Origin of the sequence: Pelagicoccus sp. SDUM812005, from assembly GCF_031127875.1 — a bacterium.
Taxonomy (GTDB): domain Bacteria; phylum Verrucomicrobiota; class Verrucomicrobiia; order Opitutales; family Opitutaceae; genus Pelagicoccus.
The window spans coordinates 234,058-256,329 of sequence record NZ_JARXIA010000008.1 but is presented as its reverse complement, the minus strand read 5'-3'; the positions used below and the strand labels follow the sequence as shown (position 1 = coordinate 256,329).

Annotated in this window: 19 protein-coding genes and 1 tRNA gene; 10 read left to right on the top strand and 10 right to left on the bottom strand. The window is 62.2% G+C overall.

The genetic code is table 11. The annotated features are described in order from the left end of the window. Positions 1 to 5: 5 nt before the first annotated feature. Positions 6 to 83 (bottom strand) — tRNA-Glu (locus QEH57_RS11875). 182 nt (positions 84 to 265) lie between these two features. On the opposite strand from QEH57_RS11875, the gene QEH57_RS11870 reads away from it, so the two are divergent. The 6 genes from QEH57_RS11870 to QEH57_RS11845 all read left to right on the top strand — a co-directional run bounded on the left by QEH57_RS11870 (position 266) and on the right by QEH57_RS11845 (position 10,031). Continuing rightward, complete coding sequence (locus tag QEH57_RS11870) at positions 266 to 2,074, top strand: hypothetical protein (protein ID WP_309006952.1); 1,809 nt, start codon at positions 266 to 268, stop codon at positions 2,072 to 2,074. A gap of 76 nt (positions 2,075 to 2,150) precedes the next feature. After that, the gene (locus tag QEH57_RS11865; RefSeq protein ID WP_309006951.1) at positions 2,151 to 4,262 is read left to right on the top strand and encodes a hypothetical protein; all 2,112 of its coding nucleotides are present in this window, start codon (positions 2,151 to 2,153) and stop codon (positions 4,260 to 4,262) included. Continuing rightward, positions 4,211 to 7,264 (top strand): hypothetical protein, encoded by a 3,054-nt coding sequence (locus QEH57_RS11860; RefSeq protein ID WP_309006950.1) that lies wholly within the window; start codon positions 4,211 to 4,213, stop codon positions 7,262 to 7,264. Before QEH57_RS11865 ends, QEH57_RS11860 begins: the two co-directional genes overlap by 52 nt. Positions 7,265 to 7,790: 526 nt before the next feature. After that, a complete protein-coding gene (locus QEH57_RS11855; RefSeq protein WP_309006949.1) occupies positions 7,791 to 8,486 on the top strand; it encodes a type IV pili methyl-accepting chemotaxis transducer N-terminal domain-containing protein in 696 nt (231 codons plus the stop codon). A 20-nt stretch (positions 8,487 to 8,506) separates the two neighbouring features. Next, positions 8,507 to 9,022 carry an N-acetyltransferase family protein gene (locus QEH57_RS11850; protein WP_309006948.1) on the top strand — a complete coding sequence of 172 codons (516 nt, stop codon included), beginning with the start codon at positions 8,507 to 8,509 and terminating at the stop codon, positions 9,020 to 9,022. Between the two features lie 82 nt (positions 9,023 to 9,104). After that, a complete protein-coding gene (locus QEH57_RS11845; protein ID WP_309006947.1) occupies positions 9,105 to 10,031 on the top strand; it encodes a phosphoribosylaminoimidazolesuccinocarboxamide synthase in 927 nt (308 codons plus the stop codon). A gap of 30 nt (positions 10,032 to 10,061) precedes the next feature. Here QEH57_RS11845 and QEH57_RS11840 read toward each other — a convergent pair whose 3' ends face one another. Next, on the bottom strand, positions 10,062 to 10,325 hold the full coding sequence (locus QEH57_RS11840; protein WP_309006946.1) for a YecH family metal-binding protein: 264 nt from the start codon (positions 10,323 to 10,325) through the stop codon (positions 10,062 to 10,064). A 124-nt stretch (positions 10,326 to 10,449) separates the two neighbouring features. Between QEH57_RS11840 and QEH57_RS11835 the strand changes: the two genes are divergently transcribed. Further along, on the top strand, positions 10,450 to 10,965 hold the full coding sequence (locus tag QEH57_RS11835; protein WP_309006945.1) for an Rrf2 family transcriptional regulator: 516 nt from the start codon (positions 10,450 to 10,452) through the stop codon (positions 10,963 to 10,965). A gap of 51 nt (positions 10,966 to 11,016) precedes the next feature. Here the strand turns inward: QEH57_RS11835 and QEH57_RS11830 are convergent, their stop codons facing one another. Continuing rightward, positions 11,017 to 11,424, bottom strand: a complete 408-nt coding sequence (locus tag QEH57_RS11830; protein ID WP_309006944.1) for a metalloregulator ArsR/SmtB family transcription factor — start codon at positions 11,422 to 11,424, stop codon at positions 11,017 to 11,019. A gap of 115 nt (positions 11,425 to 11,539) precedes the next feature. On the opposite strand from QEH57_RS11830, the gene QEH57_RS11825 reads away from it, so the two are divergent. The 3 genes from QEH57_RS11825 to QEH57_RS11815 are packed head-to-tail and all read left to right on the top strand — an operon-like array spanning position 11,540 to position 13,632. Continuing rightward, the gene (locus QEH57_RS11825; RefSeq protein ID WP_309006943.1) at positions 11,540 to 11,896 is read left to right on the top strand and encodes a DUF4112 domain-containing protein; all 357 of its coding nucleotides are present in this window, start codon (positions 11,540 to 11,542) and stop codon (positions 11,894 to 11,896) included. A gap of 7 nt (positions 11,897 to 11,903) precedes the next feature. Then, a complete protein-coding gene (locus QEH57_RS11820; protein ID WP_309006942.1) occupies positions 11,904 to 12,941 on the top strand; it encodes an SMP-30/gluconolactonase/LRE family protein in 1,038 nt (345 codons plus the stop codon). Between the two features lie 52 nt (positions 12,942 to 12,993). Then, positions 12,994 to 13,632, top strand: a complete 639-nt coding sequence (locus tag QEH57_RS11815; protein ID WP_309006941.1) for an NAAT family transporter — start codon at positions 12,994 to 12,996, stop codon at positions 13,630 to 13,632. Between the two features lie 5 nt (positions 13,633 to 13,637). On the opposite strand, the gene QEH57_RS11810 is transcribed toward QEH57_RS11815, so the two are convergent. The 7 genes from QEH57_RS11810 to QEH57_RS11780 all read right to left on the bottom strand — a co-directional run bounded on the left by QEH57_RS11810 (position 13,638) and on the right by QEH57_RS11780 (position 22,249). Next, entirely contained in the window at positions 13,638 to 14,576 is a 939-nt protein-coding gene (locus QEH57_RS11810; protein WP_309006940.1) for a calcium/sodium antiporter, read from the bottom strand. Positions 14,577 to 14,822: 246 nt separating this feature from the next. Further along, positions 14,823 to 15,392: a gluconate 2-dehydrogenase subunit 3 family protein gene (locus QEH57_RS11805; RefSeq protein WP_309006939.1), complete on the bottom strand. Its 570-nt coding sequence runs from the start codon at positions 15,390 to 15,392 to the stop codon at positions 14,823 to 14,825. Position 15,393: 1 nt separating this feature from the next. Then, positions 15,394 to 17,100, bottom strand: a complete 1,707-nt coding sequence (locus QEH57_RS11800) for a GMC family oxidoreductase (RefSeq protein ID WP_309006938.1) — start codon at positions 17,098 to 17,100, stop codon at positions 15,394 to 15,396. A 179-nt stretch (positions 17,101 to 17,279) separates the two neighbouring features. Next, positions 17,280 to 18,389: an SGNH/GDSL hydrolase family protein gene (locus tag QEH57_RS11795; RefSeq protein WP_309006937.1), complete on the bottom strand. Its 1,110-nt coding sequence runs from the start codon at positions 18,387 to 18,389 to the stop codon at positions 17,280 to 17,282. 162 nt (positions 18,390 to 18,551) lie between these two features. After that, the gene (locus QEH57_RS11790; RefSeq protein WP_309006936.1) at positions 18,552 to 19,937 is read right to left on the bottom strand and encodes a GH1 family beta-glucosidase; all 1,386 of its coding nucleotides are present in this window, start codon (positions 19,935 to 19,937) and stop codon (positions 18,552 to 18,554) included. 109 nt (positions 19,938 to 20,046) lie between these two features. Then, complete coding sequence (locus QEH57_RS11785) at positions 20,047 to 21,144, bottom strand: hypothetical protein (RefSeq protein ID WP_309006935.1); 1,098 nt, start codon at positions 21,142 to 21,144, stop codon at positions 20,047 to 20,049. Next, positions 21,137 to 22,249, bottom strand: coding sequence for a hypothetical protein (locus QEH57_RS11780; RefSeq protein ID WP_309006933.1), 1,113 nt, complete (start codon positions 22,247 to 22,249; stop codon positions 21,137 to 21,139). The genes QEH57_RS11785 and QEH57_RS11780 overlap by 8 nt, the downstream gene beginning before the upstream one ends. Positions 22,250 to 22,272 lie beyond the last annotated feature (23 nt).

The following is a 22,272-nucleotide window of genomic DNA, read 5'->3' as shown; positions in this document are numbered from 1 at the left end:
GAAAATGGTACCCCGTAGGGGATTCGAACCCCTGTCGCATGGATGAAAACCATGTGTCCTAGGCCGGGCTAGACGAACGGGGCGTTAGCCAAGAGCCGCCGAAAGTAGAAATCCGACTTCCCCGCGCAAGGCTTTTTTTCACAAAAAACCTATCTAGCTCCCCATCAACGCCTTTCAAACCGCCAGAATCCGCCGCTCCCGCGCTTGCCTTCCCCTAAACTCACCCCCACTCTCCCTAACGTAGCCAATCCTCCCGCTCCAAACTATGGGCCTGCTCGACTTCTTCCGTCCCAAGATCCGCCTCGCCATCGGCGACTGCGCCAGCCGCACCCTATCCCACGCCGACTCCTTCCCAGTCAACTTGAGCGGGCGCAAGCGCGACGGCACCAAATCCCCCCTCTGCCGCATCCACCACCTCCACGGAGCGTTCTCCCTCGAGCCCCTCTCCCCGCACTCCAGCATCAAGCTCGACGGCCAGCCCATCACCCGCGAAACCCCGCTCCACCCCAACCGCAACTACGGGCTCGCCCTCGACACCCACCTCATCGTCATCCGCATCACCCGCAAGCCCAAGCGCCTCGGCGACGGCTTCAGCGAAGGCAATTGGGACATCGCCCCCCGCGAAACGCCGGAAGACCGCGAAACCATCCCCGCCTCCCAGCTCAAGCCCGACGAGCTCCGGGCCCGCATCCAGTGCCCCGAAGAATACCTCGCCTTCCCCACCTACGGCGACACCTGCTTCCTCCTCTCCGACCTCCTCGACAGCCTCGCCCCCCCAGAACCCGAGGCCCCGCAAGCGCCAGCCCAACACCCCAAACACGTCACCCCGGCCAGCCCCCAAAAAACCGCCTCCGCGCCCAAAGCCCAGCCCCCCGCGCCCGGCGACCCCAGCTTCCCCTGCCCCTACTGCTGGAAACCCTTTTCACCCGGCGACGCCCTCAATATCGCCGTACACGAATCCCTCACCGGCGACCCCATCCTCGGCTCCCACGTCAAGCTCCGCTTCGCCGCCAAACGCTTCAACGCCCTCGGCCAAGCCCTCGACTCCCAAGGCACCGCCTGCCCCGACCTGGCCTGCCCCCACTGCCGCGGTCGCCTCCCCCCCTCCTTCTTCTCCCAGCCCCAGCACATCCTCTCCCTCGTAGGCGCCCCCAGCTCCGGCAAGTCCTACTACCTCTCCGTCCTCCTCCGCCAACTCCCCGAGGAGCTCATTCGCCACTTCTCCGCCAACCTCCAAGACGGCGACCCCTCCGGCAACGCCCAGCTCAACGAGATGAAAAACCGCCTCTTCTCGGCCAACACCCCCGAAGACGCCTTCATCTCAAAAACCGACTTCGAAGGCGTCATGTACGAACGCCTCCACCGCGACGGCAAACTCGTCCCCCTCCCCCGCCCCTTCGTCTACTACCTGCAAAACCTCGACAATCCGGACCGCCGCGCCTCCCTCGTCTTCTACGACAACGCCGGCGAGCACTTCAAACCCGGCATCGCCCTCGACGACTCCCCCGGCGCCCTCCACGTCGCCGCCTCCGCCGGCCTGCTCTTCCTCTTCGACCCCTCCTCCTCCCCCGCCTTCCGCAAGCTCCTCCGCCGCAAGCGCGACCCCCAGCTCCGCACTGACGCCTCCGACGAACAAGACACCATCCTCTCCGAACTCGGCGTACGCGTAAAAAAGATGCGGGCCCTCGAAGCCCACGAACGCGTCGACACCCCCCTCGCCCTCCTCGTCGGCAAGTTCGACCTCTGGCAATCCCTCCTCCCGCCCGACACCCTCCACCTCCCCGAAGATCGCCCCCTCACCAGCGACGAAATCGCCCAAAACTCCGCCCACGTCCGCAAGCTGCTCGCCCAGCTCTGCCCCACCATCGTCGCCAACGCCGAATCCATCTCCACCCGCGTCACCTACTTCCCCCTCTCCTCCCTCGGACACTCGCCCAAGGAAATTCCCGACGGCCCCCTCGCCGGACGCCTCGCCCCCAACCCCAAGCGCCTCAAGCCCATCCTCCCCACCGCGCCCGTCCTCTGGATCCTCTCCCAGCAATCCCCCAGCCCCCTAGGAACGGGTGAAGGGTGAAGACTGAAAAGTGAAAGCCGCCCGCCTCTAAACTTCCCATTCACCTTTCCCTTTTCACCATCCACTCTTTCCTCCCGTGAGCTTCCAATACATCCATACCAGCGCCAAACGCGGACTCGAACCCGGCAAGTCCGGCTTCTGCTGCGTGGCCCGAGACCGCAGCATCCCGCCCGACCTCATCGCCGAACTCGAAAGCCAAAGCCGCTACACCGCCGACGCCCAAGGAGCCTCCCCCCTCATCCTCCGCCACCGCATCGCCACCCTGCGCTCCGGCACCTACCACATCCTCAGCCGTATCCAAGAATCCGGCACCGACTACTCCAAGCGCAACAACCACCTCGCCCACCACCTCGCCTTCCCCCAAGACGACATCCCTGGCCTGCCCAACCCCGCCGCCATCCTCCTCAACTGGCGCGGCTGGCGAAACAAATGGGACGAGCCCCCCCGCACCCTCGAGCCCTTCGAAGCCTTCGATCTCCAAGACATCGAATCCTTCTGGGCCACCCAAAAACTCCCCGAAACCTACCCGGACATCAGCCAAAACGGCAAGCTGCTCAGCCGCGTATTCAAAATCGCCCTACTCGAGGAACGACTCCTCGTCGAGCACCTCCGCCGTTCCCTCAACGACCTCCCCACCTCCCAACGCTGGCTGCACACCTTCACCTCCTGCCTCCTCCCCACCGACCAACCCCACGACTACTCCTGGGCCGGCTACCTCCCCAGCCTCCCCCTCCCCTACGAGCTCCCCACCGCCAATATTCCCCTCCTCGCCCCGCCCCCGGAACCCATCCCCGAGCCAGCCCCTCCAAAGGAGCCAACCTCCCCGACACCAACCGCGGATCCCTCCAGTCCCACCCCGCCAGCCGAGGCCAAGCAAAAGAAATTCGCCGCCCCCGTCGTCGAAATCCCCGCAGAGTACGACCACCGCAAACGCAAGCGCCCCAAACGCCACTTCGGCCAACGCGAATTCACCCGCAGCATCAACATCGCCATCGCCGGCGTCGCCGTCATCTGCATCGCCCTCGTCATCTTCTTCGTCCAAACCCACCGCAGCAAGCAGCTCAGCCACCCCACCGATCCCTCCGAGAGCGACACCGCCCGCGCCCTGCAAGCCCGCCACGACGTCTGGAAGCGCTTCGCCGACGCCGGCTACCCCAAAGCCGAACTCGAAAACGCCCGCGCCACCGCCCACTTCCTCGCCAAAGCCGGCGAAGACACGCCCCTGCAAACCATCACCTTCCTCGACCGCCTCCTCGCCTCCACCCCCGCAGAGCAAGACGCTGGCATTCCCGTACCCACCAGCCTGATACAACGCCAAGCCGACACCTACCGCCTCCCCCTCTCCCCCGTCAGCTATCCACCCCTCACCCGCCTCGCCCTCCTCCCTACCCCCGTCGCCCGCCAGCTCGACTTCCCCCCGCTCCAGCAAAAGCTCGCCCCCCTCTCGGCCATGCCCCAGGCCAGCTACTCCCCCGACGCCCTCGCCAACTCCCTCGACGCCTACCTCCTGCTCTCCAACTCCCGCTACGACGCCCTCCCGCCCGCCAGCCGACACGCCATCGACTCCTACTACACCCAGCTCCAAGACATCCGAAACAACCCCGCCTACGCCCCCATTCTCGCCCTTCCCCAAACCTTCGGCCTCCCGCCCGAAGCCGCCTACATCGCCACCGACCCCCGCGGCCTCCTCATCCCCGGCACCCCCATGAGCCTCGCCCAATACCTCCGCGAGCTCATTCAAAAGCTCGTCAGCCAAAGCCCCGACCAAGCCCTAAAATCCACCGCCTTCCAAAACGCCCTCGCCGACATCCAAGCCAACACCCGGGCCACGCCAGCCGCCATCGCCAACCAGATCCACGAAGCCCTCTCCCAGCTCAAGCTCGACAGCCGCAGCCCCCAAGACCCCCTGCGCAAAATCCGCCTCCACTGGCAGTACACCTTCACCCACCCCGACCTCATGGAGCAGACCATCATCGGCTACAACCTCGACGCCCTCGAAGCCGCCAAGCTCCGCCTCGCCGAAACCCGCAGCCAATTCAGCCAAGCCGAGCTCGAGCTCCACCTCGCCAGCCAAGACCGAGCCGCCCACGCCGCCTCCCTCAAGGCCATCGCCAAAGAAGCCGCCACCAGCAAGGAATGGATTGTCATCAGCAAGCAATCCACCAAGGTTCCACACTCCCTGCCATGATCGCCTCCGCCCATCCCGAAGCCAACCGTCTCGCCTACCGAATCCGCACCGCCCTCACCGGCGAGTCCACCGGCCTAGAAACCGCCAAGCTCGCCTGGCAACAGGCCGAAGCCGTCGCCCGCGCCAACGCCGCCCTCCAGCAAGCCCGCCAACTGCTCGCCGACGGCACCCTCCTCGACTGCCTCCTCCTCGAAAACCAATATCCCAAGCTCCTCGAAACAGCCCGCTCCCTCGACCATCCCCTCGCCGAAGCCTGGGCAAAGCGCTGCCAAACCTACGGCTGGCGCCTCGCCCCCCCCGTCGACACCGAAGCCGTATCCAAAATCCAAGCCGCCATCGAAGAACAAGGCGAACTCAAGGACTGGCTCTTCAAGCAATACCGCGCCGCCGTGCGCTCCAAAACCGAAAGCGCCCGAGCCTACCAAATCATCGAGCTCATCGCCGCCCGCTTCCCCGACGACCCCAACGCCAAGGAAGAAGCCGCAGCCAAGCGGGCCCAAATGCTCGCCCAAGCCGCCGCCGACGTCAAAGACGCCACCGAACAACTCATCCCCGCCGAGCCCCCCAAAGCCGTCGCCCACCGCTACCTCGCTCTCGGCCTCCCCCTCGCCGACTCCCCTGACGCCACCCTTGCCAGCGCCCTAGCCCAAGCCGCCGCCGAACACGCCAAAACCCTCTCCGACAAAGTCCGCGCCGTCGTCGATAAAGCCCAAGACCTCTCCGAAGCCTCCAACTGGCAAGAAGTCGAGAGCGCCTACCTCGCCTGCGACCACACCCTCGCCATCAACGAAGCCCGCGGAGACCTCCCGCCCGAGCTCCGCGACGCCTTCGAAAAAGTCGCCACCCAACTCTCCCGCATCCGAGCCAAATACGAATCCAGTATCTCGATACGCCTCGCCATCGCCGACATCCGCAACGGCGCCGACAACAAAGGCAAGCCCGTCCCCCTCCCCAACCGCGTCGCCAAGCTCAAGTCCCTCGAAAGCCAAACCCTCAAAACCGGCTCCCAAATCCCCCCCGAGCTCCAGGCAGAAATCAAATCCGCCTACACCCACGCCCGCCGCAAGCGCATCCCCCTGCTCGGCGGAGCCGCCGCGGCCCTCCTCCTCTTCGCCGGAGCCTCCTACTTCTACCTCCAGCAAAAAGAAGAGCAAGAGACCGCCGCCGCCCTGCAAGCCGAAGCCCTCGCCGCCCTCCAAAGCACCGAGCAAACCGGCAGCACCGCCCAAGTCTGCGAAGCCCTCCAAAAATGGGAAGGGCAAATCGCCCTCGCAGAAGCCAACTCCAGCCTAGCCAACCAAGCCACCCTCCTCCAAGACTGGCTCGCCCTGCAAGCGTCCTTAGAAAACGAATACCAAAAGTCCGTGGCCGACCTGCAAAAGCTCGCCGCCAGCCCCGACTCCCTGCAGAACGCCGCCGCCATCGAAGTCCTCGCCAACGACATCCGCAAAGCGCGAGCCGACCTCGCCCCCGACCGCGGCACCCAGGCCGACGTCCAATTCGCCGCCCTACTCGCCGACTACCAAAAACGCCAAGCCTCCGACCTCGAACAAAAGCGTCGCGAACTCGCGCGCGTCGAACGCGAGCTCCGCATCGCCGCCAACAACGCCACCCAAGCCAAAAGCCGCGCCGAATTCCAGCGCCTGCAAACCGCCGCCGAAACCCGCGTCCAAACGCTCAACACCCTCCTCCAAGAAGACTTCGCCGCCCCCAGCCGCAGCCAACTCACGCCCCTGCTAAAAAGCGTCACCCAACAGCTCTCCAGCATCGAGACCAAATGGGCTGCCCTCGAAAACGCCTGGCTCCAGCTCGCCCAAACCAAAGAGCTCACCCCCTACCTCGCCCAGCTCGAGCGTATCCACAGTTTCGATATCCTTCCCGCCGAACAAAAGGCAGCCCTCTCCCAAACCCTCCGGCTCAAAGACTCCTTCGCCCAACTGAAAAGCAGCCAAAACCTCTTCGCCACCCCAGAGGCCGCCGACGCCTTCACCACCGGCCAACGCTACCTCGACACCCAAGTCGAGCTCAGCGACGAAGAACGCGCCTACCTCACCCGCCTGCAAGGCCTCGAAAGCTTCGCCAACGTTTACCAATCCACCGTTCAATACTTCGAAGGCTCCGCCGAGCCCCAAAACGAATACCGCATCTACCTCGTCGAACCCATCTCCAAGTCCGACTCCCAAGAAAACGAATCCAGCGTCGCCTTCAGCTTCAAGGTCCGCGGCTTCGACGAATTCGGAAACCCCGAGCCCAGCCCCCGCGAAATCCAGTTCATCAGCCGCGCCGACGGCTCCTTCTGGGGCTTCTTCTATAAGCCATCCACCCTGTCACCAGAATCCGAATACTACCAACGCTCCATCTCCAACACCCTCAGCCACCTCCTCGCCGGAGCCAACCGCCTCGCCATCCTAGACCAGCTCGCCGACCTCGAAAAGCAAAGCCAGCTCAGCCCCGCCTTCCGCGTCTACTGGCAACAACAATTCATCCAGTTCGCCCAACTCCACCCCTGGAAATGGGGACTCGCCCTCAGCCCCAGCCTCAAGAAGCACGCCGCCCAGCTCGACAAGCTCCCCAGCGGCGAAGAAAACCAACGCCTCTGGCTCTCCATCATCGAGCAAACCGTCCCCTCGCCCGACATCAGCATCCTCGCCAAAAAAGAGCTCGGCGAACTCCCCCGCAAAGAAATCGCAGCCCTCTCCAAGCTCTACCAAAACGCCGCCAACGGACAGTATCAGCTAGCCGGATACGTGCTCGCGGACGGCAAGCCCGATCTCCTCAAAGAGACCAACCCCAAAGCCAACCTCTGGAGCGTAAACGCCCTCACCGGCAACATCGACCGCATCCAGCCCGGCCAAAAGCTCACCCCCTACGCCCCCATACTCGTCTACACCCTCCCCGGCGGCGACACCCCGCAGAAGCAACTCGAAAAAGCCACCTTCGCCTCCGGCCTCAAGCTCGCCGAGCCCCCCTACGCCTCCCTCCTCCCCCCCCTCTACCAGTAGCCCCCAAAAAGGTTCATCACCAAAAGCAGTGGGATTGCCATCTCCCCGTAGGGCCGTGGCCGTGGGAGACGAAGCTCAAAGAGCGAAAGCTGCTTGCGACGTGCCGCAGATCCCTGCTCCAATGTCCTGCATGACAGCGTGGCACGAGCGCCAACCCATCTACAATCGAGAAAGTCTCCCCGCAAAAGGGCGATGAACCAAAAAAGGCTCCCAAACCCATCCGCGCCCCTCTCGCCCGCGCCCCTCTCGCCCGCGCCCCTCTCGCCCGCGCCCCAACCACCCACTCACACCCTCGCTCCACCCGTGCAATAAACATATCAACGTTGATGACAAAAGCGCACGCCCCTCCGCCCCGCTGCCTGCAGCTCCTGGGTCCCCACGGAACCGCGGACGCCCCGCTCGCGCAATCTGAGCATCAACGTTGATATCAAAACGGCGCACCCGTTTCCTCTCCTTCGCCGGAGGCCTGCCTTTGACCTGCAGGCTTAAAAAGCTCTCCCCAGCGGTCCTGCAATCGTTCCTTTGCATGAACGAAATCGATAGCTTCGGCTTCACCCGTCAAAAAACTGCGAAGCCACCCTCCGTCCCCCATCCGGCGCGAGCGCTGCTAGAGACATGCCACAAACGCCTCGCCATGCAGCTGCTCGATACACGAACCGAATCCCTCTCCAAGCGCCTCGAAACCCTCATCGCAGAAATCGAGCGCTCCGCCAAGATGGCCAAGATGGTCTCCATGAACGCCAGCGTCATCGCCGTGCGCAGCCGCACCGACTCCAGCGAAGCCTTCGCCTTCGAAGCGGTCGCCTCCCAAATCATGGACATCAGCGAAGCCTCGCTCAACCGCATCGAAGGCCTGCGCGAGATTCTTCGAGAGATGGACAGCCTCACCTCCATCATCAACAAAGCCGGCCGCCAACGCATGCTCTCCCAACGCTACATGAAGCTCGCTCTCGCCGCCAAACTCTCCGGAGACCAAACCAGCTCCGACGAGCAATCCGCCCTCAAGCAGCTCTTCGAATCGAGCCTGCGCGAACTGCAGAGCTGCCCGCTCAATACCCCGTCCATCACCGGGCAGCTTCAGCAGGCCCAGACAAGCTGGGACTCCTTCATCGCAAGCATCGAGGAAAACGACTTCGAAGCGGCTACCCAAAAGAACGAAACCGTCCTCACCGAGATGAACAAAGCAGTCGTCCTCTACGAAAAACTGGTGCACAACAAATAGATTCCCTTCGCCCCACCCCCATGACCCATAGCAACCCCACCGCTCAAATCCGTCCCGCCACCGATCGCGACAGCCACGCCATCGCCGCCATCTACAACCACTACATCGAAAAGACGGTCGTCACCTTCGAAGAAACGCCCATCGAAGGCGCCGAGATCGGGGCCCGCATCGCCAAGGTCCGCTCCTGCAACCTCCCCTGGCTCGTCGCCGAGGAGGACGGGCAAGTCTCCGGCTACGCCTACGCCTCCCCATGGCACCCCCGGGCCGCCTACCGCCGTACCGCTGAAGTCTCCGTCTACCTCGCTCCCGACGCCACCGGCCGCGGGCTCGGCAGCCTGCTCTACCAAGAGCTCCTCCAAACCCTCCGCGCCAAGAACGTCCACGTCGCCATCGGCGGAGTCACCCTGCCCAACCCCGCCAGCGAAGCCCTCCACCAAAAATTCGGCATGCAAAAGGTCGCCCACTACCGCGAGGTCGGCCGCAAGTTCGGCAAATGGCTCGACGTCGGCTACTGGCAAACCATCCTCGACGCCTAGACCGCAACCTCGCTCGCGTCCCTCCAAAAACTCCCGCGCACAAAATCCTTTCCTCCGAAAGGCCGCCCGCTACAGTCCCCGCATGATTTCTGGCGAAGACCTAAAAGCAGCCCTCCCAACCGAGCCCGTGCGCGACCTCGTCGAGACGATCGACGCGCCCAAGATCGCCTCCGGCAAGGTGCGCGAGATCTACGACCTCAACGACTCCGTGCTGCTGGTCGCCACCGACCGCATCTCCGCCTTCGACGTCGTGCTCCCCGGCGGCATCCCCGGCCGCGGCCTCATCCTCACCCAGCTCAGCCACTTCTGGTTCGAGCAAACCAAAGGCATCGCCCCCAACCACATCATCCCCAACGAGGAAGAAATCCTCCGCGACACCCTCAAGCTCTCCCGCGACTCCCAACTCCGCTCCATGGCCGTGCGCAAGCTCAAGCCCCTCGAGATCGAGTGCGTCGTGCGCGGCTACATCGCCGGCTCCGGCTGGGAATCCTACAAGAAAGACCGCACCGTTTGCGGCATCTCCTTGCCCGAAGGCCTGCAGCTCGCCTCCAAGCTGCCCGAGCCCATCTTTACCCCCACCACCAAAGCCAGCGAAGGCCACGACATGCCCGTCACCCCAAGCGAAGCCGCTGCCATCGTCGGCCAAGAGGTCTTCGACAAGGTCAAGGCCATCAGCCTCGAGCTCTACGACTTCGGCAGCAAGCTCGCCGCCCAAGCCGGCATCATCCTCGCCGACACCAAGTTCGAGTTCGGCACCGACGAAGACGGCACCATCTATCTCATCGACGAAGTGCTCACCCCCGACTCCTCCCGCTATTGGGACGCGGCCGAGTACCAGGTTGGCTCCAGCCCAGCCAGCTTCGACAAGCAAATCATCCGCGACTACCTGGAGACCCTCAAGGACTGGAACAAGACCGCCCCCGGCCCCGAGCTCCCGCCCGAGATCGTACAAAAGGCCCAGTCCCGCTACCTCGAGGTCTACACGAAACTCGTCAACGTCGCCAGCTAGGCAACTGCCCGATACCGCCCGTTGCGGCCGCTAGTGGTCGCAGCGATTGCCCGCCTCGAAAACGAAGGCGTCCGGATCGCCGGTGAACTTCCCCTTCGCCCAAAGGTGCTGCACGATGTCGTAGGGATCCAATCCATGCCCTGAACAGGTGTGGAAGGTGGCGTCCTCGCCAAACTCCTCCACTACCGCGGCCGAAAGGCTCTCGTTCGAATATGTCTTCCCCGCGCGGATCATCATCTCGAGGATCTCGTGGGCGTGGATGTCCGGCTTTCTCAAATCTACAAACTTGCTCATTGGCACGAACTATTCGAAGAACCGGGACTCTTTCAATATATAATTACCTTTTTGTATTGTTTTTAATAAAAACGCCCGCATGATAGCTTCGTGATGGGACAGCAAAAACACTCCCTCGGCCCCCTTGGATTCGATCGCCACCCCCGAATCGGTCGCCCCCGCTCCGCTTCCTAAGCGAAAAAAGACGCCCATGCTCAAGTACGGCAAGACCGCACAGCACGCCATCATGGCGATCAGCTACCTCGCCGAAGTCTACGACGGCGGGGCCACTCGTCTCAGTTCCCGAGACATCGCCACCCAGCGCCAATTGCCGCAACCCATCGTCGCCAAGCTCCTCGTCACCCTCTCCCAAGCCGGCCTCGTGGACGGAGCCCCCGGGCCCAAAGGCGGCTACTGGCTCGCCAAGAGCCCCGCCGCGATCAGCCTGCTGGACATCGTCTCCACCTTCGAAAAGGTCGGCGACCCTATCGCCTGCCCCTTCGGCACCGGAGCCTGCGATTCCGAGGCTCCCTGCCCCCTCCATTACAAGCTGCTCGACCTCGACCAGCAACTCGTCGACTTCCTCACCGAAAGCACGCTCGAAACCTTTACCCGTTCCGCTCGCTGCCAGCCAACGCCTCTACCGTCCCGCCAAGGCTGATAAGCAAAGCCGAATAGCTCACTTCACGCTCCCTAGGCGAGCCCGGCCAGACTACAAAAGGTAGTCCTCCAAAACCTCGTCGGATTCCGTCGGCTTTCTCCCAGCGCTCTCTGGCTCCAGCCCAGATCCACCTCGCGCCTCCTCGCTCGCAGCCGACCCACGCTCCGCCTCCGCACGACGCTGCCAAAGGCCTGACAACTCCGCCACAAAAACGCCCGCTTCCTCCAGCAGCTCCGGATTCAAACGAAAGCGATTCACCTTTCCCTCCTTGACCCGCGTCAGCAGGCCGGCCCGTTCCAGAACCTTCAAATGCTTGGAAATAGCCGGCGCCGACATCGCGAAAGGCTCGCCCAGCTCCCCCACGCTCGGACTCCCCTCCGCCACCATCCTCAAAATCCCCCGCCGCGTGGCATCCGCCAAAGCATGAAAAACCGCATCCAAAACATCTTCGTTAACCATACAGTTATTCAACTCCCACCCCATAAACAAAGTCAACCACCTGCGTGACATCCAGTCCCGCCATTCCGCGTTGCCAATCGTCGGAAACCAACTAGTTTTCGGTGCTCGACGCCCCATGCCCACCCAACTCGAAAAAGACCTGCAAATCGCCGATCGCATCGCGACCCTTATGGACGCGGCCTTCCGCATTCCCGGAACTCAAATCAAGCTCGGCTGGGACGCCTTGATCGGGCTCGTCCCCGGCGCCGGCGACACCCTCACCGCCTTGCCCCTCTTCTACTTCCTCTTCCTCGGCTGGCGGCACGGCATCCCAAAAAGCAAGCTCCTGCTCATGATCGGTCGCCAGCTTCTCGACCTCCTCGTCGGCTCCATCCCCCTGCTCGGCGACCTCTTCGACGTCGCCTATCGTTCCAACCAGCTGAACGCTCGCACCCTACGCGACGAACTGGCGAAAAAGGCCTCCCAAAACTAACACGCCCATGAGCCCCATGCCCGCCATACGCCCCTTCTGCTCCCTGGCCCTAGCCCTCGGAACCCTCGTTTCCGCGGAGCCGATCCAATCCTTCACGGCTCCCTTCCAGGCTCAGGGCCACATCGAACGCTACTCTCCGGAGCTCGACGAACTAATCGCCCCCGATGCCCAGCTGGAGATCCTCGCCACAGGGTTCCGCTGGTCGGAGGGGCCCGTCTGGGACTCGAAACGCTCCCGCCTCCTCTTCACCGACGTTCCGGAAAACACCGCCTATCGCTGGACCGAGGCAGAGGGCGTATCCATTTTCCTCCAGCCCAGCGGCCACGCGGAGATGAAGCCCGAAGGCATCGCTTCGCCCGGAGCCAACGGACTCGCCTTTTCACCCGAGGGACAACTCGTTCTCTGCCAACACGGCAACCAGCAAATCGCCCTCCTCGACGAAGCCGAGCAAACCTTCATCCCGCTCGTCGACCGCTTCGGCGAGCGTCGCTTCTACAGCCCCAACGATCTCGTCTACTCCGCCAGCGGAGCCCTCTTCTTCACCGACCCGCCCTACGGACTGCCTCGCGAACGGCAACGCGCGATCGACACCCACTACGTCTACCGACTCGACCGCGACGGCAGCGTGCACCAGCTCATCGACTCCATCCCCTATCCCAACGGGATCGGCCTCTCTCCCGACGGCGACACCCTCTACATCGCCAGCTCCGACGGTCGTTCCCCGGCCGTGCACGCCTTCCCCTTGGACAGCCAAGGCAATCCCACTGGATCCCCAAGTCTCCTCTTCGATGCCACCGTCTACCGCAGCGACACCCGCAAGGGCGGCTGCGACGGCATGGCCATCGACGAACGCGGCACCATCTGGACCACCGGCCCCGGCGGCGTCTACATCATTAAACCCGATGGTGAACTGATTGGCTACCTCCACACCGATGGACGCCTCGCCAACTGCGCTTTCGGCGGCCCCCAAGGCACCACCCTCTACATCACTGCCGCCGACAAGCTGCTCCGCATCGAAACGAGGGTGCGCGGCCTGCAGCATTGACCGACAGTAAGGTCGCAAGCCGCGAAAAGACGTTTCCACTCCCACCCGCACCATGAGCCTCATCGAATACGGACTCTACAGCTTCGTTTCGCTCTTCGTAATCGTCGAGCCCATCACCATCGCCCCGGTGCTGCTCGCCATGACGCCGCACGATACCGTCGCCTCGCGCCTCCGCATGGTCCGCATCGCCTGCCTGACCGCCGCCGGCGTCCTCCTGGTGTTCGCTCTGACCGGCAATGCCCTGCTGTCCTTTCTCGGCATCACGATCTCCGCCTTCCAAGCAGCGGGAGGCATCCTACTCCTCTTGATCGCCCTGCAAATGCTGCAAGCCAAAGCCGAGGCGCCCGAGCGCATTACCCCTAGCGAAACCGCAGCCGGACGGGTCAAGGACGACATCGCGATCAGCCCCTTAGCGATCCCGTTACTGGCCGGGCCGGGCGCCATATCCACCTCGATTCTCCTCTACCAACAAGCGGAAACGTGGCCGCACAAAGCCGTGCTTTGCCTGTCCATCACGCTCGTCGCCCTCGTGTCCTACGGAATCCTACGGCTCGCCTCCCAAGGCGCGAAATGGCTTTCCCCCTTGGTTCTGCGGCTGACTACTCGACTGATGGGGCTCCTGCTGGCAGCCCTCGCCGTGCAATTCATCTTCAACGGCGTTCGCGCCGCGGAGCTGTTCATCGTTCGCTAGCCTTCCTAGGGCCACAGCACCCACAAGTACGCTCCGTAGGCTGCCATCAGCAGCAGCCCCTCCAAGCGCCGCAAAACGTAGCCGCTCCAGATCAGCGGCAACATCCCCAAGGAAAAAAGCGCCATCACGCCTAGGTCCAGCAAGCGCACGCTCGACCCGGAAATGGGGCTCACCATCGCAGAAACGCCTAGGATTCCCAAGATATTGAATACGTTCGAACCGATGACGTTCCCGATCGCGATATCCGGCTGACGCTTCAAGGCAGCCGTGATGGAGGTGACCAGCTCCGGCATGCTCGTGCCTGCCGACACGATGGTCAGGCCGATCACCGCTTCGCTCACTCCCCAACTCCTGGCCAGGTCCGTTGCGCTCCAGACCAGCAGCTTCGATCCTCCGATAGAAAGGGCTAGACCTGCTAGGAAAAAGGCGAGATCCGCCCAAACCGAACGTTTCCCCGCGACGCTGTTCTCGGTCGCTTTCGCAGGAGCGTCTACAACGGCCCCCGCATCCGCTTGCCTGAGATTCACGATCGTGTACACCAAGCACGCTCCCAGAAACAACGCCGCCTCCCAACGGACAAGGCTCCCATTCCAAAGAAACCAGCAGGCGAGCAAGGCCACCAACAACATCACCGGCGCATCCACTTTCACGATACGCCGCTCGACTCCAATCGGACAAATCAAAGCCGTCAGCCCCAAGATCACTCCGATGTTAAACGTGTTGGAGCCCACCACGTTGCCTACCGCAATATCCGAGGTCCCGGCTAAAGCCGCCTGTACGCTCACCACCAGTTCCGGGGCGCTCGTCCCGTAGGCCACCACCGTCAAGCCCACCGCCAAGGGCGATAGGCCGAAACGAAAAGCGAAGGAGGACGCACCCTTCACCAAAAGCTCCGCCCCCAGAAAGAGCAGACCGAGAGCGAGCAAAACCGCGAGAATCGTCATAGCTACCTCCTACAAATCCGCAAAGGCGCTCTCCGACAAGCGGAAGGTTTTCAGCGAAAGGTTTACCTTCATACAAGCGCCGACAATGCAGCGCGTTTGGCCCACTTGCTATCTAAAACGGATGCGGAAAAATAACGCTGCTCTCGCTTAATAGACAGGAGTTCGCGCCACGTAGGAAGGCATAGCGATCCGAGCGTCCCACCACTCTCCACAACCCGCTTCCTTGAACGCCAAGGCTGGGAGCTGTCACTCGCTGGCCAGCACCCGTCCCGTCTCTTCGATCGGAACGCAGCCGTCATAGCGACCGGGAACCGGCACGAATCGCAATACGGTCTTGGCAACTTCCTCCGAGGTAAAATAGCCAGTGATGGTCAACTCCCGCAGATGACGGATAAACCCGCGCGAGCTCTGCTCCGGCGACTTTAGCAAAGCGACTTGCTCCTTTGGCGAGGCCGACTCGAACCCGGCTCGCCTCCAGGCCGCCAGCCCTTCCTCGAAACGCTCCTTCTCCTCGTCCGTCATGTATTCGCCGTAGATCAGATCGATAAACTGAGGCACTCCTACGTCCTGAGCGCCGGGAGTGTCGCTCTTTGGCAAGATCAACTCCGAGGCCAAGCTGACAATCTTCGCCTCGCTCGAACTCAAGTGACGCGGAGTCCAATCCGCGCCCGTTCCGAGCTTGGCCCGGTCCGCGTACAAGCCCCCTGCAAAGGTCGTGGCCGATACAGCCGCGCCCAAAATCATGGCCGCCCGCTTGATCGCTTCGCGACGATCGATTCCGTATCCGTTTTTCTGATCTCTTTCTGAAGCGCTCATCTTAAAGGTTTCCTTTCTTTAGTTCGCTCACCGCATGGTCCGCCGCGCGGGCCGTGAACGCCATGTAAGTGAGAGACGGGTTTTGGCAGGCGGAAGACGTCATGAAGGCTCCGTCCGTCACGAAAACGTTGGGCGAAGCATGCACCTGGTTAAATCCATTGAGAACCGAGGTCTTAGGATCGCGACCCATACGAGCCGTGCCCATCTCGTGAATACACTGCCCGGGGGCCGACAAGGAATCGTAGCCTCGGATGTCCTTAAAACCGGCCGCGTCGAGAATCTCCTTCGCGGACTCCTGGGCATCCTTACGCATCGCCATCTCGTTTTCCTTGTAATCACAATCGAAGGTTACCGTGGGCAAGCCCCACTTATCGGTATTCTCGTAGTCGAGAGTCATCTTGTTGTCGTGGTACGGCAGGTGCTCGCCCCAAGCCCCCATTCCCATGCGCCAAGGGCCCGGAGCTACCAGGTCCGCCTTGAAGTCTGCGCCCAAGCGATCGAACTCGCCGATCCCCCGAGCCCAGTTGGTACGGCTAGCGCCACCTTGGTATCCATATCCTCTGACAAAATCGCTGCGAGTCGTTTCCTTGCTTACGTTGCGGAAACGCGGAATGTAGATCCCGTTGGGACGGCGGCCGGTATAGTACTTGTCCTCGAATCCGTCGATCACTCCGCTAGCCCCCACCTTGAAATGGTGGTCCATCAAATTATGCCCGAGTTCGCCGCTATCGTTGCCGAAGCCCTCCGGGAAGCGGTCCGACTTGGAGTTCATCAGGATATAGGTCGAGGCCACCGCCGAGGCGCAGCAGAAGATCACCTTCGCGAAGTACTCGATCGACTCGCTCGTCTCCGCATCGATGATACGCACGCCGATCGCCCTGCCCTTTTCCTTGTCGTAGATCAGCTCGCTCGCGATCGAGAAAGGACGCAGGGAAAGGTTTCCGGTCGCGTAGGCCGCAGGCAAAGTCGCCGCGTTGCTGCTGAAGTATCCAGCATACGGACACCCGCGAATGCAGCGGTTGCGGGCTTGGCAAGGCCCACGGCCCTTGTGCGGAACCGTCAGGTTCGTGGTACGCCCGATCGTGATGATGCGGTCGCCGAACTTCTTGCGGACCTGCTCCGCGGCATGTTCCTCCACGCAATTGAAGTCCCAAGGCGGAAGAAACTTGCCGTCCGGCAAATGGGCCAAGCCCTCGGCCCGGCCGCTGATGCCCGCGAACTCCTCCACATAGTCGTACCAAGGGGCGATATCCTTGTAGCGCACCGGCCAATCCACACCGTGCCCATCCTTCGCGTTCGCCGTAAAGTCCAAATCGCCCAAGCGGTAGGACTGACGTCCCCAAAGCAAAGACCGGCCCCCCACATGGTAGCCGCGCATCCAATCGAAGCGCTTCGTCTCGTTGTACGGATGCTCGATGTCGTCCACGAACCAATGGGCGCACTGCGGGTGCGTCGTGTATCCCGTACGCCCTTGCTTGGCCTGACGCTCCCGGCTCTCCTTCGTGACCTTCCCGCGGCCCTCGAACTCGAAGGTTTCCATCATCGCCGTCGGATACTCGCCGTGCTTCACGTCCCGGCCACGCTCGAGCACGAGGGTCTTGAGCCCCTTCTCGCAAAGCTCCTTGGCGGCCCAACCGCCACTGATTCCGGATCCGATAACGATCGCGTCGAAGGTATTCGCCGCAGTTCCTTTGCTTTGTATATTCAATCTCTTTTGGGGTTAGTTGCTAGCGGGTCCGCGCAAGCTGGTACGATGGCACCAGCGGGGTACAAGGGACACGCAGGAAAGACAGCTCCCAGTAAAAAGGCGCCGCCCTTACCGAGTCAACGACACACGCTCAGGCGCATGCGTACAGTCAAATAAGCAGCCATCAGCGATGCCGAGGCCTAACGCCCCTCCAGGGCCTTGGCCAACGCCGGCTTGAAGATCTCCGCCTGCCGCCAAAAGCCTAGGTCGGTCGGATGCGAGCCGTCCACCGTGCCCTCGTTGTCATCGCCAAACAAATGGTCCCCTTCGATGTAGAAGAGCCCCTCGACCCCCTCTTGCAGCAAGGCCTGGTAAGACTCCTTCAAGGCCGCCTGATTCCGATCATGAAAGTCATCCTTGGCCGGCCGTATCCAAGCGTTGGCGTAGCGGCGGTCCTCTACCAATACGATAGGCGTATCCGGCCAAGCCCTACGCAGCTGCTTGACCAGCGGCTCGCAACGCTCCTGCACCAACTCGGGCCCCATGTTGGGCAGGCAATCGATCACGAAAACCGCCGCATCCAAGCGCTCGAGGAAATCGCCCACTTCCTTCTCCATCCGCCCGTTTCCGCTGAAGCCCAAGTTCACCACCGGGCGATCGAAGTGCCGCCCTAAAATGGCCGTGTGAATCATCCCTGGCCGCGACGCGCCTGACCCGTGGTTGATCGACGTACCGTAAAACACGATAGGCCGCTCTCGCCGCGGCGAGAGACCGCGAAACTCGCTCCCCGCGGGCACGCCGATTTCCAGCCCGTTGACCGGATTTCGATTGGGCAGGTAGGCCGCGTACTCCCGCGAACCGGGAGCCAAGCCCTCGACCATCTTGGTCTCGATTTGCTGCGTCCGAGGTCGGGTCACCTCCACCCAGCGCCAGGTGCCTTCCTCGTCCCGAGCGTAGAGGTCCACCCCGCTCATCCCCGTCGCCGGAGAATGCGCCATGCTGAGGTTCTCCTTGCGCAAGTCGTAGCGTACCCAGATTTCGGATGCATTCGTCTCGAAGCGCGCCACCATGCCCGTAGGCGACTGGCTGAGGCTCCACACCGGCTCGCGCAACGTTTTCTCGCCGGCTGCCGGAAAGCGGTCGAAGTAGTTGGAACGCTGCTCGTCTTCCCAAGCCCTGCCCTCCACACCCCACTCCGACACGTCGTGCCAGACGATCTCCGGCTCCGTGGCAGTTTCCGCACAAAGCAGCGTTGCCGCACAGGAGAAACAAATAGCGAACAGGGTGGGTGGAAGGGTACGTAACATCATAGCGAAAACGAACCCAAACGGCGCCCGCCTCCGACGCAACTCTATCCCATGCGCCTAAATAGTACCCGAGAACGCAGCCGCCTTCGCAAGAAGGCTACCTCCCCCTCGCTGAGGCGCGACAGCGAGCTACAAGCTCGCCGCCATCGCCCTTGGAGGCGGCGACTAGAAGCCGTTGTTCTTAACCGTTTCCGCGTACCACTTGGCCGAAGCCTTGGGCTGGCGCTCGCCCGTTTCGTAGTCGACCCAATGCAGGCCGAAGCGACGCGTGTATCCCAGCGCCCATTCGAAATTGTCCATCATGCTCCAGCACATGTATCCACGCAGGTCGACGCCGTTCTGGATGGCCTCGTGGCAGGCTCCGATATAGCCCTTGAGGAACTCCACGCGACGGGTGTCGTTGAGCGCCGTCTCGCGGTCGTCCTCGCCGGGCATGGCGCAGCCGTTTTCCGTGATGTAGATGGGCGGATGGCCGTAGCGGGCATCGATCCACTCCAAGAGCTTGCGGCATCCCCAAGGCACGATGTTCCAGCCCATATCGGTCTGCTCCCAAGAGGGGTCCCCCGCCAGCTCGACTTGCTGGTCCTCCATCATGCCGCCATTGCCCTTGATGTCCCCCGTGCCGCTCACTTCCTGCTTCGGCTCGGAGGCGATCATGGTCGTGTAGTGGTTGAGGCCAAAGAAGTCGGACGACCCTTTCAGCAGCTTGGCGTCTTCAGGGGTGAACTGAGGCAGCCGCTCGCCCACGCGCTCCCGCATGACCGCCGGGTAGTCGCCGAAGTAAACCGGATCCGCGAACCATCCGAGGAAGAATTCGAGAGCCCGCTGCGCCGCGGCCTTGTCCCCCTCGGAGTCGCTAGCCGGCTCCCGCCAATCGCAGTTGTTGGTGATGCCGATCTGTCCCTTTTGCTCGGCTTGGAACTCGCGACGATACACGTCCACGATATAGGCGTGGGCCCGCAGCAAGTTGTGGGCTGCCACATAAGGTTCGTCCGCGGAGGCGCGCCCGGGGGCGAAGTAAGCGTTGCCATGCCCGAGAAATGAGCTGCACCAAGGCTCGTTGAGCGTGATCCAATTCTTCACCCGATCCCCGAAACGCTCGAAGCAGATCCGGCTGTACTGGGCGAAGCGATCGGCGATCTCGGGGTTGAGCAATCCGTCGTGCTCCATTTGCAAGGCCAAAGGCAAGTCCCAGTGGAAGAGTGTCACCCAAGGCGTGATGCCCGCCGCTACCAGCCCGTCGATCAGCTTGTTGTAGAAAGCGATGCCCGTCTCGTTGACTTCGCCCTTGCCCTGCGGCTGGATGCGCGACCAGGAAATCGAGAAACGGTAGCAGCCCACTCCCATTCGCTTCATCAGCTCGATATCCTCCTCCCAGCGATGGTAGTGGTCGCAAGCGACGTCGCCGGTGTGGCCCTCGGCCGTCTTGCCCGGGATGTGGGAAAAGGCGTCCCAAATGCTGGGCCCACGCCCATCGGTCGCGGCCGCGCCTTCGATTTGGTAGGCGGCCGTAGCCGTGCCCCACAGGAATCCGTCTGGAAAAGTCTTCATAATTCGCAACATCCCCACAAAAAAGGGTATGCCAAGTCACAAACACCGATTTGCGGCCGCCCCAGCCAATTTACCCCGCTTTCTTCCACTCACACAAAAGAACACGCCCCTAGGCATCGATTCGATCCAAGGCGAAACGTCCCACGCGGTTCACCAAGGCCAAAAACGTCCGCCACGCCCAACGCCGCCACCAAGGCAAGTGCTCCACGTAAACGTAGCTGTACTCGATTTCGCGCTTCGCCCCGCGCGAGCGCTTGAAAGCCGCCGCCCCGGAACTGCGATGAATCCGGCAGCCGAGGCGCTCCCCTTCCAACGTGAGCAAGGCCGTCAGCTGTCGATACAATCCAAGCTCTACCGGCAATTCCGTATCGTATCCAAGAATCGGAGCCGTGATCCAATCGCCGCAACGATAGTAGCCGAGCACGCCGAGCAGCCCCTTCTCGCCGCGCAAGCCCACTAGCTGCAAGAACCCCGTCTCCACTCCCTCCCGCAGGAACGCTTCCGTAAACCGCGGATTCAAGGCCGTATACTTCTCCAAGTAGAGCTTCCCGTAAAGTTCTCGCGCCCGATCGAAATCCGCTGACGAAAATTGGCTTCCGGGTACCCGCTCCAGCCCGGACCCTTCCAGCAACGCCAGATCCTTCAAAAAATTCGAGCGACGGCGATGCTCTCCGGAAGACGTATCCAAAAGGTAAACCTCCCGGCTCGCCAGCGCCCGAAAGCCCGCCTCCCTCAACGCAGCGATTAAAGCAGCGTTGCAGCTCCCAGCCAGAGAGCGAAACAGGATCGCCCGCTCTCCCCCTTCCCCCAGCAGGCGATCGCGAATCGCTGCAAGCTCCCTTTCCACGCCGGCAGGATAGAGGTTGGTCGAAAGCAAGCGATTGTTCACGAACACCGTCCGCTCGCTCGCGGCAAGCCTCATCAACGCATCGACTCCCTTGAGGAACCCCTTCAGAATCGTCCCCAAAATACCAAGCTTCCTCGAATCGATCTCATACCGAGCGTAATCCACATACTGAGCCCGCACCGACCCGACGTAGCAATTTGCGTAACCGCGTTCCGGATACACGATCGAAAGCCGTAGGCTCCCCACTTCTAGCGAACGAACCTCCGCTTTCAAGTTAGCAACGTAAGCCGGCGCCCCCCGCTCGCTAAGCCGCTCCAGAAACTCGGACCACGCCTCCTCGCCCTCTACCCGCTTACTCAATCGCCCCTCCGTTCCAACAAAAGTCATGAACCATCTCCGCAGCCAGCGACCTCCGACTCCGCAGTGCTAGCCCTCCAAAATACGCCAGCGTCAGAAACTGAGCCATTGCAGGCAAGGGATCGTCCCATCGAAAGACGACATCCTCAAAGTCCCCCTTCGCCCCTGACAACAGACTCGGCAGGAGCAAGCCCTTGTTGGGAAGCTTCCGCTTCCTGGTCTCACCGGAAATCCCCACTACGATCGCATCGTAGACGCCAGAGCCCTCCGACAATAGATGCAAGCCGCTGGTCGCCCTAGGATTACATTCGATCGCTCGCGCCACTCCATCCACGCCTAGTATGAAGTCGAAGGCGATCTGGCCCGTGAAACCGATTTCCTCCACGAACCGCCTCACCCAAGCGTCGCCAGCAGGGCAATCCACCTCCTCGAAAGCGAGGCTCGGCCCCATTGCCCCTTCCTTGGCCAGGCCGCGATAAAACACGCTCTGCAAGATGCGGCCATCCTGAGCGATCGCGTAGCTATGCAGCTCCTCTCCTTCTAGAAACTCCTGCACGACCCAAGCCCGACCGTCGTTCGCCAGGGCGATATCGCTTCCCTGCCGCAATATCGTTTCGCAACCAAATCTTGAATACACCGGCTTCAGCACAAAACGATCCACCTTGCTCAATCCTCCCAATACCGCCTCGCCACACAGCGCCGTCCACGGAACCGGCAATCCGATCTCCGCGGCCCACTCCACGAAGCAATCCTTGCGGTGCAAGGCTTCGATACACGCAAAGTCCGGGGCAAAAACACGCCCCGCCTCGGTTAGCCTTTCCCGAAACCTCGAGATATAGAAAACCTCCTCGCAAGTCGGAACCAGGAGATCCACCCCTTCCTCTCTCATGATCTCGAGCAAGGCCGAGACATACGCTTCAGTCTGAAAGCGGGGCGAGGGAACCTTATGAAACGCAGCCACGAAGCGACTCGCCTGACACAAAAAACCGCCGCTACTCTCCGCAACGATCACTCGAGCTCCCTCCCTACCGAATATGCGACACATCTCCAAGGCCACCGGCGAACGACCACCCGTGATCAAAACAACGAACTCATCCCCCGCTTTCATCAATCCTGCAAACGACACTCCCC

What these genes read in the sequence shown, in the direction of transcription:
- QEH57_RS11795 (WP_309006937.1), bottom strand. Translation starts at nt 18,389, where the DNA reads ATGATGTTACGTACCCTTCCACCCACCCTGTTCGCTATTTGTTTCTCC.
- QEH57_RS11840 (WP_309006946.1), bottom strand. Translation starts at nt 10,325, where the DNA reads ATGAGCAAGTTTGTAGATTTGAGAAAGCCGGACATCCACGCCCACGAG.
- QEH57_RS11825 (WP_309006943.1), top strand. Translation starts at nt 11,540, where the DNA reads ATGCCCACCCAACTCGAAAAAGACCTGCAAATCGCCGATCGCATCGCG.
- QEH57_RS11790 (WP_309006936.1), bottom strand. Translation starts at nt 19,937, where the DNA reads ATGAAGACTTTTCCAGACGGATTCCTGTGGGGCACGGCTACGGCCGCC.
- QEH57_RS11860 (WP_309006950.1), top strand. Translation starts at nt 4,211, where the DNA reads ATGGATTGTCATCAGCAAGCAATCCACCAAGGTTCCACACTCCCTGCC.
- QEH57_RS11850 (WP_309006948.1), top strand. Translation starts at nt 8,507, where the DNA reads ATGACCCATAGCAACCCCACCGCTCAAATCCGTCCCGCCACCGATCGC.
- QEH57_RS11810 (WP_309006940.1), bottom strand. Translation starts at nt 14,576, where the DNA reads ATGACGATTCTCGCGGTTTTGCTCGCTCTCGGTCTGCTCTTTCTGGGG.
- QEH57_RS11820 (WP_309006942.1), top strand. Translation starts at nt 11,904, where the DNA reads ATGAGCCCCATGCCCGCCATACGCCCCTTCTGCTCCCTGGCCCTAGCC.
- QEH57_RS11805 (WP_309006939.1), bottom strand. Translation starts at nt 15,392, where the DNA reads ATGAGCGCTTCAGAAAGAGATCAGAAAAACGGATACGGAATCGATCGT.
- QEH57_RS11870 (WP_309006952.1), top strand. Translation starts at nt 266, where the DNA reads ATGGGCCTGCTCGACTTCTTCCGTCCCAAGATCCGCCTCGCCATCGGC.
- QEH57_RS11830 (WP_309006944.1), bottom strand. Translation starts at nt 11,424, where the DNA reads ATGGTTAACGAAGATGTTTTGGATGCGGTTTTTCATGCTTTGGCGGAT.
- QEH57_RS11815 (WP_309006941.1), top strand. Translation starts at nt 12,994, where the DNA reads ATGAGCCTCATCGAATACGGACTCTACAGCTTCGTTTCGCTCTTCGTA.
- QEH57_RS11845 (WP_309006947.1), top strand. Translation starts at nt 9,105, where the DNA reads ATGATTTCTGGCGAAGACCTAAAAGCAGCCCTCCCAACCGAGCCCGTG.
- QEH57_RS11780 (WP_309006933.1), bottom strand. Translation starts at nt 22,249, where the DNA reads ATGAAAGCGGGGGATGAGTTCGTTGTTTTGATCACGGGTGGTCGTTCG.
- QEH57_RS11855 (WP_309006949.1), top strand. Translation starts at nt 7,791, where the DNA reads ATGAACGAAATCGATAGCTTCGGCTTCACCCGTCAAAAAACTGCGAAG.